We start from the raw sequence: 11392 nt of genomic DNA on the forward strand, positions 1-11392 counted from the left end.
AACTGTCAGCGTGGCAGATTGGCCGCAGCGCCCAAGCTGCCAATCTCCCCCCTTGCGGGGGAGATGTCCGGCAGGATAGAGGGGGGTGCTCAAGCGCGAACCTCTCATCCCGTCCTCTGCAGCCCCTTGAACAGAAAAGTCCGGCCCGACCGGTAGTCGTAGTCCGGATTCTCCCAGGCGATCATCTTGCCGGGGTTGAGCAACCCTTGCGGATCAGTCTCCCGCTTGAAGGCAAGCTGCACCGCGTCGGTCTGCTTCATGCCGCCCTCTTCCAGCGTGTAGCGGTGCGGGTTGAAGATCGGGCAGCCGTTCTCCTCATGCAGGCGCACGATCTCGTCGAGCCTTGCTTCAGTGGTGAACTTCACCAATGGCAGGCCGAAGCAGGTAATGTTGCCATCCAGCCGCACGAATTCGAGATGCGAGAACACCTCGCCCGGAAACATCGCGTCCATCTTTTCGACCAGCGCCAGTTGGTTGGGAAAGGGATAGAGCGATTGCAGATAGGTGATCGAAGGGTCGACGCGTAGTGCCCTCAGTGTCGTGTGGTTCCAGGCAAGCTCATAGGCCGGCGGCAGGCCCTTTTTCTCCTCCGGCGTCGCGGTGGCGGCGTTAAAGATCACTTCGCCGCCGGCGCGGCGGGTGAAGGCCAGAAAGGCATCCAGCCCATGCTGCGCCACCATGACGACGCAGATGCTCTGTCCCTCCTTCAGGAATTTCTGGTGCCGCTTGAAATAGAGCTGCGGCACGGGTGCCGCTATCGGCGTGATCAGCTTGGTCAGGATGCCATCCTGGCAAGCCAGCGCATTGCCGTAGCGGGCCGCACCCATGAAGGCGTCGAAGCCGACGATGACGTCGACCCATTCATATGCCGCGGTCAGCGGCATTTCGACCTCTGATATGATCCCATTGGTGCCGTAGGCATGGGTCACCTTGTGCAAATCCTCGCCGGTGAGTTCGAGCGCTTTCGGCTCGGCCTCCATGGTCACCACGCGCAGGCGAAGCACGTTGCCGAAGTCGCGCAGGCCGCCGAAATTAATCGAGCCGACGCCGCCCGAACCGCCGGCGATAAAGCCGCCGATCGAGGCCGTGTTGTAGGTGGACGGCGACAGCCGCAGCTCCTGCCCGGAATGCGCCCGCGTTGCCTTGTCGATGTCGGCCAGAATGGCTCCCGGTCCGGTCACCACGCGACCCGGCGCGATCGACTTGATTTCATTCATCTCGGCAAGGTTGAGCACGACGCCACCGGAGAGCGGCATCGCCTGGCCGTAATTGCCGGTGCCGCTGCCGCGTGGCGTCACCGGCACGCCATGCCGATGACAGGCGGCAAGCACGCGGATCAGTTCGGCCTCGGTCTTCGGCGTCACGATCAAATCGCCGGTGACATGGTCGAGCTGCTGTTTCAGCACAGGGCTGTACCAGTAGAAGTCGCGGCTCTTCTGCTGGACGATGGCTGGATTGTCGTCGACTTTCAGCCCTTCGAGATCGCGTTTGAGCGCCGAAACGTCCATCATTCCACCATCAGTTCGTCGAGTTCGGCATAATCGGGCAATTGCCGCTCGATTGCGCGTCCGCCGCGCACGACGATGCGATCCGATTCGGGCCGCGACAGCAATTCCGTCCAGCTTCGACCTTTGAACACAATGAAATCGGCATCGCCGCCGGCGGCAAGCGTACCGAAACCATCGAGTCGCATCACCTTGGCCGGCGTCGCGGTAACCGTTTGCGGCCAGTCGGCGATCGGATGATCGAAGTGCAGGATGCGCGTCGCCATGCGGTAGACCTCCAGCATGTCGAGATCGCCATAGGCATAGAAAGGGTCACGTGTGTTGTCTGATGCGACGGCAACCGGAATGCCCCTCGCCTTCATCTCGTGCAGCAGCGTCACACCGCGCCAGCGCGGCGTGGTGCCGTCGCCGCGACGGTCCTGCAAATAGAGATTGCACATCGGCAAGGAAACGACGGCGATCCCTGCCTTAGCCACCTTGTCCAGCGTATCAAGCACATCGAGATCCGGCTGGCGCGCCAGGGAGCAGCAATGACCGACGAGGATATTGCCCTCGAAACCGTTCCAGAGCGCGGCCTCTGCAATCTTCTTCAGCGATATGGCGGAAACATCGTCGGTCTCGTCGGCGTGGAAATCGAGATCGAGGCCATGCTTGATGGCTTGCGCGAAGACGTGGTCGAGCAGTTCTTCGAGGTCCGGCACCATATAGGTGACGACCCCGAGCACGCCCTTGGCCGCGGCAACCCGCTTTGCCAGTCTGTCGAACCATTTTTTGTCGCGCACGCCCTCGATGCCGAACAGGCAGGCGCCTTGCAATTCGATGCGGCCACGCCATGCCTCGCGCATCGTCTCGAATACCGGCCAGGAGATTTCTTCCTGCGGCGCGACACTGTCGAGATGCGTGCGCAGCGCCCTGGTGCCATGCGCGTAGGCTGAACGCAGCGAAAAATCCATGCGCCGCGCCACGTCCTCGGCGCTCCAGCGCGCGGCACGGTCGGCGCCGGCGGCGTTCAGCGCACCCACGAAGGTGCCGTCGGGATTGGGCTTTCGCGGCCAGATATGGCCCTTGTCGATATGCGTGTGGCAGTCGACGAAGCACGGGAGGATTACGCGGCCGGCGAGGTCGATGGCATCGGCACGTGCCTTCGATTTGCCATGCGCCGCAATGCTGGCGACTTTACCGTCGGCGACGGTAATGTCGGCCAGCGCGAAACCGTCATTATCGTAAGTTGCAGGAAGGCCCGACGTCAGTGATTGATGAACACGGACGTTAGCGAGTTGATAAGAGCCGGAGGCTGGTATCAAGGCCTGCCCCCCTCTGTCCTACCGGACATCTCCCCCTCAAGGGGGGAGATTGGCAGCTTCAACCTCGCTGGCCATCCTTTGACGTCGGAGATTTGCCAAAGCCTTAGAGACAGCAAATCTCCCCCCTTGAGGGGGAGATGGCCGGCAGGCCAGAGGGGGGTGCTTTGTGCCGACCGTTCTTCAATCACCCTAGCGCTCCTGCTTCAGTGCGCTCTCGTGCCAGCGCCGCAAAATGAGATGCGAAATCAGCGACAGCACGAGGAAGATCAGGATGCCGGTGAGCGAGATCAAGAACAGCGCCGCGAACAGCCGCGGCGCGTTGAGCCGGTAGCCGGCCTCGATGATGCGTGAGGCAAGGCCAGACGATTGGCCGGTGGTGCCGGCGACGAATTCGGCCACGACTGCGCCGATGAGCGACAGGCCGCCGGCGATCTTCAATCCACCGAGGAAATAGGGCATCGCCGCCGGCAGCCTGAGATAGCGGAGCTGCTGCCAACGCGTCGCACCGTTGAGCTTGAACATATCGCGCAGATTGCGGTCGACGGAGTTGAGGCCAAGCGTGGTGTTGGACAGGATCGGAAAGAAGGCGACGATCCAGGCGCACAGCAGAAGCTTGGTCGTCTGGTCGTTCACATAGATGTTGATCAGCGGGAAAATCGCCACGATCGGCGTCACCTGCAACACGATGGCGAAGGGGAAGAATGACATCTCGACCCATTTCGACTGCGCGAACAGAACCGCCAGCCCGACCCCGCCGATGACGGCCAGAGCCAGGCTGAGGAAAGTGATGCGCAAGGTGACCAGCAGCGAGGAAAACAGCAGGCCGGCATCACTGTAGAGCGTCCACAGCACCACGCCGGGACGCGGCAGGATGTACTGCGGGATCGCGTTCCACACGCAGATGCGGTCCCACAGCCAGATCGCCAGGATCATGATCGCCAGCGGCAGCACCCAGCGGCCGATCCGTTCGAACCGCTCCTGGCGCACGCGGCGTGCTTCCTCGGGGTCGAGTTTGAGCACACGCTCGTCAATGGCCGTCATGATGCGCGCCTGCTGTTGAATTGATGGCCTTGACCAGCACATCGGAGGCTTGCCGGCACAGTGCCGCATAGTCGGGCGAGGTGCGAAACGCCTCGTCGCGCGGATAGGTGGCCTCGATGGCGAGTTCGTCGAACACCCTGCCCGGCCGTGCCGCCATGATGACGACGCGGTTGGAGAGAAAGACGCTTTCGAAGACGCTGTGGGTGACGAAGACGACGGTGAAGCGTTCGTGCTGCCACAACTCCAGCAGATCATTGTTGAGCTTGAAGCGGGTGATCTCGTCCAGCGCGGCAAACGGCTCGTCCATCAGCAGCACGCGCGGTTTGGTCACCATGGCCCGCGCGATCGAGACGCGCATCTTCATGCCGCCCGATAGTTCGCGCGGTACCGCGTCCTCGAAACCGGTCAGGTGCACCCGCGCCAGCATTTCCGTCACCACTGGCGTGGCCGTGGCGCGGCTGATGCCCTTCAGCCGAAGCGGCAGCCAGACATTGTCGAACACGCTGGCCCAGGGCAGCAGCGTCGGCTCCTGGAAGACGAAGCCGATGTTCGAGCGGTCAAGCGCGCCGCCGCCGCGCCAATCGAGCACGCCGGAGGTCGGCGTCGACAGGCCGGCGATCAGCCGCAGTGCGGTCGACTTGCCGCAGCCCGACGGTCCGAGCAGGCTGAGGAAATCGCCTTCCCGGATCGTCAGGTCGACATCGCTGAGCGCCGTCACGCCGTTGGAGAACATCTTGCCGACGCCACGCAGCGCCAGAAGCGTCGGGGCCGTACCCGACGCAGCCGGCGCTTGCGCCACTTTTTCCCTTATCATGCCTGGACCGGCCTACTTCTTCAGCTCGAGCCCAACGCCCTTGTTGACGAAGGTCAGCGTGTAGGCCTTCTTGATGTCGATGCCGGCTGGCGTGACCTTGGCCTTGACCATCTTGTCGTAGAAGCTCTGGACCCGCGCGTCGGTCATGGCGCCGATGCCGAGCTTCTCGGTGTCGCCGGAATCGGCCAGGCCGAACTTCTTCATCTGCTCGATCGAGAACGCGATCTGCTCGTCGCTCATGTCGGGATTGTCTTTCTTGATCATGTCGTTGGCGGCTTTGTTGTCGCCGTAGAGATATTTGTACCAGCCTTTGGCCGAGCCATCGACGAAGCACTGGACCACCTCCGGCTTCTTGTCGATCGTGTCCTGCATCACTTCGATCGTCGTCGAGTAGGTGTCCCAGCCATAATCGGCAAGCAGGAACTGGTTCGGCACGAAGCCGCCCTCCTTCTTGACCGCGAACGGCTCGGAGGTGACGTAGCCCTGCTGGATCGACTTCTTGTTGGCGAGGAAAGGAGCGGTGTTGTAGGTGTAGGGCGCGCGCTTGGAGGCGTCGAAACCGAGTTCGATGACCATCCATTGGAAGAAGGTCTGCACGCCCTCATCGCCCAGAATGTACTGATCGGCGTTCTTCAGGTCCTCCCATTTGTCGAGCCCTTCGCCGGGATGGGACATGATGACCTGCGGATCCTTCTGGAAATCCGCCGCCACCACGCGCATCGGAATGCCTTGCTGGACGGCATCGAAAGCCGACAGCAGATTGCCGCCCATGTAGAAATCGATCTTGCCGGCCAGCAGCATCGGCCGGCCGCTGACCTGCGGACCACCCTGCATAATGGTGACGTCGAGGCCGCAGGCGGCATAGGTGCCGTCCGCCACGGACTGATAATATCCGCCATGTTCCGGCTCGGCCAACCAGTTGGTGCCGAAGGTGACCTTTTCATTCGCGGCAGCACCCAGCGTGCCGGCCGCAAGCAGGGCCACCACCGCCACCGAGATCTTCTGTTTTCCGTACATCGACACCACCCTTTGTTTGCTCCGGCACGCCACGCGCCAGGCTCGACAGCAAAGATTCAAGAAGCAAGACACATGCCACCGGCGCCTCGCGCCGGGACCGCCCGCTTGAACGACATTGGTATGCCAAGGGCGGACGGGTCATGCTGTACGGGAGGCATCGTGCCTATTTTTTGAACGCCTGTCCACAATCGCCCCGGCAACATGCACCGCCATCTTGAAGGTGTAATGGGTCAGGCCTTAGGCTGGCGGTATCCAGGAGATCGCGATGTTCAAATTCCTCACCCCGAAGTCGATCAAGCCGCCCTTTGCCCGCTACAGCCACGGCGTCGAGGTGCCTGCGGGCAAGCGGCTGGTGCTGTGCTCGGGTCAGGTCGCCATCACGGCGGACGACCAGATTCCGGAAGACGCCGGCGCGCAGGCCGAGCTCTGCTTTCAAAACATCGCGGCGATTCTCGGCGAAGCCGGCCTTGGTCTGCAGGACATCGTCCGCATCAACACCTATGTCACCGACCGCGCGCATCTGCGGCCCTACATGGACGTTCGCGACCGGCTGTTTTCGAGCCCCGCGCCGGCCTCGACGCTGATGATCGTCTCGGGATTTGCCCGGCCTGAATTCAAGGTCGAGGTCGAAGCGATCGCGGCGGGGTGATCGACAGGCCGTCCTTCCCGCGCTAGGTCTCACTCATCCATTGAAGAGGCGTGGCATGACCGTTGCAAAAAGACGCGTGTGGTGGGGCGACTACCGAACCACCGAATACGCCTTGATCGACCCGGAGACGACGATCGCCGTGCTGCCGGTGGCGGCGATCGAGCAGCATGGCCCGCACCTGCCTGTTTCGACCGACACTTCGATCATGAACGGCATGCTCGACACGGTCATTTCACGCCTGCCCGACGATCTCGACATCCGCATCCTGCCGGTGCAGGCAGTGGGCAAGTCGAACGAGCACCTTCACGCGCCGGGCACCCTCACTTTGCCGGCAACGACATTGGTCGAGGCGTGGACCGAGCTTGGCCTTTCTATCGCGCGCGCCGGCGTGCGAAAACTGATCGTCGTCAATTCGCACGGCGGCAACGAGGAGATCATGGGCATCGTGACGCGTGAATTGCGCGTGCGCGAAAACATGCTGGCGGTGAAAACGAGCTGGCAGCGTTTTGGCCGCCCGGCCGGCATGTACACCGAACTCGAGGACCGCCACGGCATCCATGGCGGCGACGTCGAGACCTCGCTGATGCTGCATTTCCGGCCGGACCTTGTCGACATGGGCAAGGCCGACAATTTCGTTTCCAGCGTCGCCAAGGCCGAGAAGGAATTCTCGCTGCTGCGCCACACCGGCACCCACGCCTTTGCCTGGATCGCCAGCGATCTCAACCCGAACGGCGTGGTCGGCGACGCAAGCATCGCGACTGCGGAGAAAGGCCGGCTGACAGCAGAATATCAGGCCGATGGTTTCATCAGCCTGCTCAGGGATGTTCGCAAGGCGAAGCTCGCCGACTGGCTGAAATAGCATAGTTGCTCGGCACAGATATTCTGACCAGATGGCACTCCTCCCAGGTTGGCCGAAGCCTTTCTCCTCGTCATCCTGGGGCGAAGTAAGGAGCGCAGCGACGCGGCGCAGACCCCAGGATCCATGCCGCGACCTGGGAGCGCGGCAGCAGTGCAGAATTCTGCTCCGCTGCGTTCTTCGACCTATGTCGCGGCATGGATCCTCGGGTCTCCGCGACGGAGCTTCGCTCCTGCTCCGCCCGTGGATGACGAAAGCGGGGGAGCATTTGGCTAATCTCCAACAGTCGCATCAATCCATTCAAGCGAACGATGGATGGTGCTTAGCGGCCGAGTTGGCGTCGGTCAAAACACGGGCCGAGGAATTACAGGTCTATCTTGAGCGCGAAGGGCGTGCCTTCGAAGGCATCCGCACCGCGCCCGATCGCCTCGATCGCCTCAATCATGCGGCCGTTGCGATCAAGCAGTGTGTCAGCCACCGCAATCAGTCGCGGATTCGGTGTTGCCGACGGCGACAGCGCCCGCAACGTCCGCGCCAGTTCGGCTTCGTCGCGTTTCGGCGCCAGCGCGGCGGCAATGATGTAGGCTGAAGCCGTCGAGCGGCTGATGCCGGCGTAGCAATGCACGACCATCGGCCTTGCCCGGTCCCACCGGCGCGCGAAATCGAGCAGGTTGCGGACATGAACCTCGCCGGGCATGGTCATGCCATCCTGCGCCACCGCGATGTCGTGCATGACCAGATGCAGGTGGTTTTCCCTCGAGATCGATGCCGGCCGCACCACCTCTGTGCCGGCGGCGAGCAGCGACAACATGCGGTCGGCGCCGGTCCTGGCCACCGTTTCCTCGATCTTTGCCAGCGAGCAGACATGGATCATTGTTTTGAACCCTTCGATCGATCCTCGCGCCGCGCAGCCCATTCGGCAAGGGCGGATTCGAGCCGCTGCCATTCCTCCTCGCTCCCCGGCAGGCCGGCGCGCAGGACATGCGGCCGGTCGGCGAAATGCCGAAGCAGGATGCCGCGCTTGCCAAGTGCGGAAAACAGATCGGCGGCATCCGGCAGGCGGAGGAAACGGTACAGTGTGGTGCCGTCCGCAACGGTAATGCCGAAACGGCCGAATAGCGCATCGAGCCGCGCCGATGCTTCCGCAAGGAATGCCCGCATCGTGTCCTGCCAGCCGATGTCGGCAAGCGCGCGGATGCCGTATTCAAGCGCCGGACCGGCGACGGCCCATGGCCCTAATTGCGTTTCCAGCCGTTCGACCGCCGCTGCATCGGAAAGTGCAAAGCCGAGCCGCAGTCCGGCCAGGCCGAAGAACTTGCCGAACGAACGCAGCACGACGATACCGCCCTGCCCGACGTCGCCGGCGAGGCTGTGCTCGCGCGGGCCGACATCCATGAACGCCTCATCGACGACCAGCAGCCCACCCTTGGCGCGCAGTCCGGCGGCCAACGCCAGCAACCGGTCGCGCTCGACGATGCGTCCGTCCGGATTGTTCGGATTGACGATGATGGCAAGGTCGGCGTCCGCCAGCGCTTCGAAATCGCTGACCTCGGTCACCTCGTGCCCGGCGATCGCCGCAGCGCGGGCATGTTCGGCATAGGTCGGCCCCAGCACCAGCGCCTTGCCGGGCGCGATCAGCGACGCCACGCGCGGCAACAGGATCTGCGTGCCCGGTGCCGCCGCGACGTTGGCCGGTGACGGCGCGCCATAGGTATTGGCCGCGATCTCTATCAGGTCGCGCGCACGCCCTGATTCCGGCAACCGCGACAGGGTGGTGGCGGGCAGGTCGAAAAGCGGGTAGGACTGCGGATTGATACCGGTCGAGAGGTCGACGAAAGGCTGCGAAGCGTTGGGGAAAAGCGCCCTCGCCCGGCCAAGACTTCCACCATGGTCCACCGCTCCTTCAAGAAGCTTCATGTCAGTCCTGATCGCTTTCCTGTCATTGGCCGTCGAATTCGCCCTCGGTTACCCCGACTGGCTGTTTCGCGCCATCGGCCATCCGGTGACGTGGTTCGGCAGGCTGATATCCTTTCTCGACCGCTGGCTCAACCACGCTGCTGATCCCGACGCGCTGCGTCGCAAGCGTGGGGTCCAGGCGCTGCTGGTCATCGTGCTGGTGCCGGCGGCGATCGGCCTCGGCGTGCAGATCCTGCTTTGGTTCGTTCCCATGGGGCTATTCATCACGGCCCTTCTGGCAACGTCGCTGCTGTCGCAGAAAAGCCTTTACGAGCATGTCGAGGCCGTGGCGGACGCGCTCGACACAGGTGGCCTGGCTTTGGGCCGCGCTGCCGTCTCGCGGATCGTCGGCCGCGATCCCGAAACACTGGACAGGGCCGGCGTCTGCCGCGCGGCGATCGAGAGCCTGGCCGAGAATTTTTCAGACGGCATCGTCGCCCCCGCCTTCTGGACCGGCGTCGGCGGCCTGGCCGGTGGCGCTGCCTACAAGGCCGCCAACACCGCCGATTCGATGATCGGCCACCGCACCCCGCGCCATGAGGCCTTCGGCCGGGCAGCGGCGTGCTTCGACGACTGGATCAACCTGCCGGCCTCGCGGCTGACGGCGCTGCTGATCGTGCTGGCGGCGTTCCTGGTCAGGGGCGCCGATCCGCGCAATGCCTGGCACGCGGTGTGGCGCGACGCGAAAAAGCACCGCTCGCCCAATGCCGGCTGGCCGGAAGCGGCGATGGCCGGTGCGCTCGGCCTGGCGCTCGCCGGGCCGCGCAGCTACGGCGGCGTGCTGGTCGATGACGTCTTCATGGGCGAAGGTGGGCGGCGCGAAGCCGACAGCGTCGACATAAGGCGGGCGCTGAAACTCTATCGCGTCGCCGACTATCTGCTGATCGCGCTGTTCGGGCTGATTTCGATCATCGTCATCGTGGTGTGACCCACTTCACCATCCCCCTTGTGGGGAGGGTCGGCGCGTAGCGCCGGGGTGGGGGTGCGGCGCTGAAGACCCCCACCCCGCTCCGCTTCGCGGATCGACCCTCCCCACAAGGGGGAGGGTAAGAAACGCTCAGAACTCAATCCCCTGCTGCGCCTTCACGCCCGCGGAAAAGTGGTGCTTGGTCACGCCCATCTCGGTGACGAGATCGGCGGCCTCGACCAGCGCCGGCTTGGCGTTGCGGCCGGTGACGACGATATGCAGGCCCTCGCGCCGCGCTTTCAGCGCCGCAACCACTTTGTCGAGATCGAGATAGTCGTAGCGCAGCGCGATGTTCAATTCGTCGAGCACCAGCAGGCTGATTGACGGATCGGCCATCAGCTCGAGCACCTTGGCCCACGCGGCTTCAGCCGCGGCGATGTCGCGCTTCAGATCCTGCGTCTCCCAGGTGAACCCCTCGCCCATCGCGTGCCAGACGACGCGGTCGCCGAAGGCAGCAAAAGCATCTTTCTCGCCGGTGTGCCACTTGCCCTTGATGAACTGGACGACGCCGACGCGCTTGCCGTAGCCGAGCATCCGCAGCGCCAGGCCAAAGGCGGCAGTGGTCTTGCCCTTGCCCGGACCGGTGTTGACGATCAGCAGCCCCTTCTCGACCGTCTTGCTCGCCACCTCGGCATCCTGCACCGCCTTGCGCTTGGCCATCTTGGCGCGGTGGCGTTCTTCATTCTTATTGTCGGTGTCGGTCATGTCATTTCACCTTGAGCGGCAGCCCCGCCACCATCAGCAGCACTGTGTCGGCGACGGCGGCGACTTGCTGGTTGAGCCGGCCGGCGGCATCACGGAAGCGGCGCGCGAGTGCGTTATCCGGCACGATGCCTTGCCCGACTTCATTGGATACCACGAACCAGGGCCCGCGTGGCCGCGACAGCACGTCCGCCAGCCGACGGCATTCCAGCTCGAGATCATGTTCGGCCAACATATGGTTGGTCAGCCACAATGTCAGGCAGTCGACAAGCACCGGCCGGTTGTCGGGCAACGCCGCGAGCGCGCCGGCAAGATCGAGCGGTGCGTCGATGGTCGTCCAACCTTCGCCGCGCCGCGACCGGTGCTGCGCGATGCGCTCACGCATCTCGTCGTCATAGGCTTGCGCGGTGGCGATATAGGTCCATGGCGAGGGCAAGGCCGTCGCCAGATTTTCGGCGTGGGGGGGGGGGGGGGGGGGGGGCGCGCCCGGGGGGGGGGGGGGGGGGGGGGGGGGAAGGAAGGGAAAGGGGGGGGGGGGGGGGGGGGGCCGGGGGGGGGGGGATGAAAAAGAGAAACCCGCC

The 11392-nt window shown here is 63.9% G+C and carries 12 protein-coding genes; 3 read left to right on the plus strand and 9 right to left on the minus strand.

Features of this window, described 5'->3' with window-relative positions:
* Nucleotides 1–104: 104 nt before the first annotated feature.
* From NKI38_RS22175 to NKI38_RS22195, 5 genes are all read right to left on the minus strand, one after another.
* Nucleotides 105–1508, minus strand: a complete 1404-nt coding sequence (locus NKI38_RS22175; protein ID WP_352660689.1) for an FAD-binding oxidoreductase — start codon at nt 1506–1508, stop codon at nt 105–107.
* Nucleotides 1508–2809 (minus strand): cytosine deaminase, encoded by a 1302-nt coding sequence (locus NKI38_RS22180; RefSeq protein ID WP_352660655.1) that lies wholly within the window; start codon nt 2807–2809, stop codon nt 1508–1510. The genes NKI38_RS22175 and NKI38_RS22180 overlap by 1 nt, the downstream gene beginning before the upstream one ends.
* Before the next feature lie 189 nt (nt 2810–2998).
* Nucleotides 2999–3850 carry an ABC transporter permease gene (locus NKI38_RS22185; protein ID WP_352660658.1) on the minus strand — a complete coding sequence of 284 codons (852 nt, stop codon included), beginning with the start codon at nt 3848–3850 and terminating at the stop codon, nt 2999–3001.
* Nucleotides 3837–4664 (minus strand): ABC transporter ATP-binding protein, encoded by an 828-nt coding sequence (locus tag NKI38_RS22190; RefSeq protein ID WP_352660660.1) that lies wholly within the window; start codon nt 4662–4664, stop codon nt 3837–3839. The genes NKI38_RS22185 and NKI38_RS22190 overlap by 14 nt, the downstream gene beginning before the upstream one ends.
* A 12-nt stretch (nt 4665–4676) precedes the next feature.
* Entirely contained in the window at nt 4677–5681 is a 1005-nt protein-coding gene (locus NKI38_RS22195; protein ID WP_352660663.1) for an ABC transporter substrate-binding protein, read from the minus strand.
* Nucleotides 5682–5946: 265 nt separating this feature from the next.
* On the opposite strand from NKI38_RS22195, the gene NKI38_RS22200 reads away from it, so the two are divergent.
* Nucleotides 5947–6330: a RidA family protein gene (locus NKI38_RS22200; protein WP_352660666.1), complete on the plus strand. Its 384-nt coding sequence runs from the start codon at nt 5947–5949 to the stop codon at nt 6328–6330.
* Nucleotides 6331–6385: 55 nt separating this feature from the next.
* A complete protein-coding gene (locus NKI38_RS22205) occupies nt 6386–7189 on the plus strand; it encodes a creatininase family protein (protein ID WP_352660669.1) in 804 nt (267 codons plus the stop codon).
* Between the two features lie 361 nt (nt 7190–7550).
* Here NKI38_RS22205 and NKI38_RS22210 read toward each other — a convergent pair whose 3' ends face one another.
* Nucleotides 7551–8060 (minus strand): tyrosine phosphatase family protein, encoded by a 510-nt coding sequence (locus tag NKI38_RS22210; protein WP_352660671.1) that lies wholly within the window; start codon nt 8058–8060, stop codon nt 7551–7553.
* Entirely contained in the window at nt 8057–9103 is a 1047-nt protein-coding gene (cobD, locus tag NKI38_RS22215; protein ID WP_352660673.1) for a threonine-phosphate decarboxylase CobD, read from the minus strand. Before cobD ends, NKI38_RS22210 begins: the two co-directional genes overlap by 4 nt.
* Here cobD and cbiB point away from each other — a divergent pair.
* Entirely contained in the window at nt 9102–10070 is a 969-nt protein-coding gene (gene cbiB / locus NKI38_RS22220; RefSeq protein WP_352660675.1) for an adenosylcobinamide-phosphate synthase CbiB, read from the plus strand. The two genes, cobD and cbiB, sit on opposite strands and share 2 nt — an antisense overlap.
* A 129-nt stretch (nt 10071–10199) precedes the next feature.
* Here the strand turns inward: cbiB and cobO are convergent, their stop codons facing one another.
* Both cobO and cobU read right to left on the minus strand, forming a co-directional pair.
* Nucleotides 10200–10814: a cob(I)yrinic acid a,c-diamide adenosyltransferase gene (gene cobO / locus NKI38_RS22225; RefSeq protein WP_352660677.1), complete on the minus strand. Its 615-nt coding sequence runs from the start codon at nt 10812–10814 to the stop codon at nt 10200–10202.
* Nucleotide 10815: 1 nt separating this feature from the next.
* On the minus strand, nt 10816–11259 hold the full coding sequence (gene cobU, locus NKI38_RS22230; RefSeq protein WP_352660692.1) for a bifunctional adenosylcobinamide kinase/adenosylcobinamide-phosphate guanylyltransferase: 444 nt from the start codon (nt 11257–11259) through the stop codon (nt 10816–10818).
* Nucleotides 11260–11392: the final 133 nt, after the last annotated feature.

Origin of the sequence: Mesorhizobium sp. M0621 (assembly GCF_040320745.1) — a bacterium.
GTDB lineage: Bacteria > Pseudomonadota > Alphaproteobacteria > Rhizobiales > Rhizobiaceae > Mesorhizobium.

Excerpts from the sequence above, each read along its gene's own strand:
- NKI38_RS22175 (WP_352660689.1), bottom strand. The coding sequence starts at position 1,508 with ATGGACGTTTCGGCGCTCAAACGCGATCTCGAAGGGCTGAAAGTCGAC.
- NKI38_RS22185 (WP_352660658.1), bottom strand. The coding sequence starts at position 3,850 with ATGACGGCCATTGACGAGCGTGTGCTCAAACTCGACCCCGAGGAAGCA.
- NKI38_RS22190 (WP_352660660.1), bottom strand. The coding sequence starts at position 4,664 with ATGATAAGGGAAAAAGTGGCGCAAGCGCCGGCTGCGTCGGGTACGGCC.
- NKI38_RS22195 (WP_352660663.1), bottom strand. The coding sequence starts at position 5,681 with ATGTACGGAAAACAGAAGATCTCGGTGGCGGTGGTGGCCCTGCTTGCG.
- NKI38_RS22200 (WP_352660666.1), top strand. The coding sequence starts at position 5,947 with ATGTTCAAATTCCTCACCCCGAAGTCGATCAAGCCGCCCTTTGCCCGC.
- NKI38_RS22205 (WP_352660669.1), top strand. The coding sequence starts at position 6,386 with ATGACCGTTGCAAAAAGACGCGTGTGGTGGGGCGACTACCGAACCACC.
- NKI38_RS22210 (WP_352660671.1), bottom strand. The coding sequence starts at position 8,060 with ATGATCCATGTCTGCTCGCTGGCAAAGATCGAGGAAACGGTGGCCAGG.
- cbiB (WP_352660675.1), top strand. The coding sequence starts at position 9,102 with ATGTCAGTCCTGATCGCTTTCCTGTCATTGGCCGTCGAATTCGCCCTC.
- cobD (WP_352660673.1), bottom strand. The coding sequence starts at position 9,103 with ATGAAGCTTCTTGAAGGAGCGGTGGACCATGGTGGAAGTCTTGGCCGG.
- cobO (WP_352660677.1), bottom strand. The coding sequence starts at position 10,814 with ATGACCGACACCGACAATAAGAATGAAGAACGCCACCGCGCCAAGATG.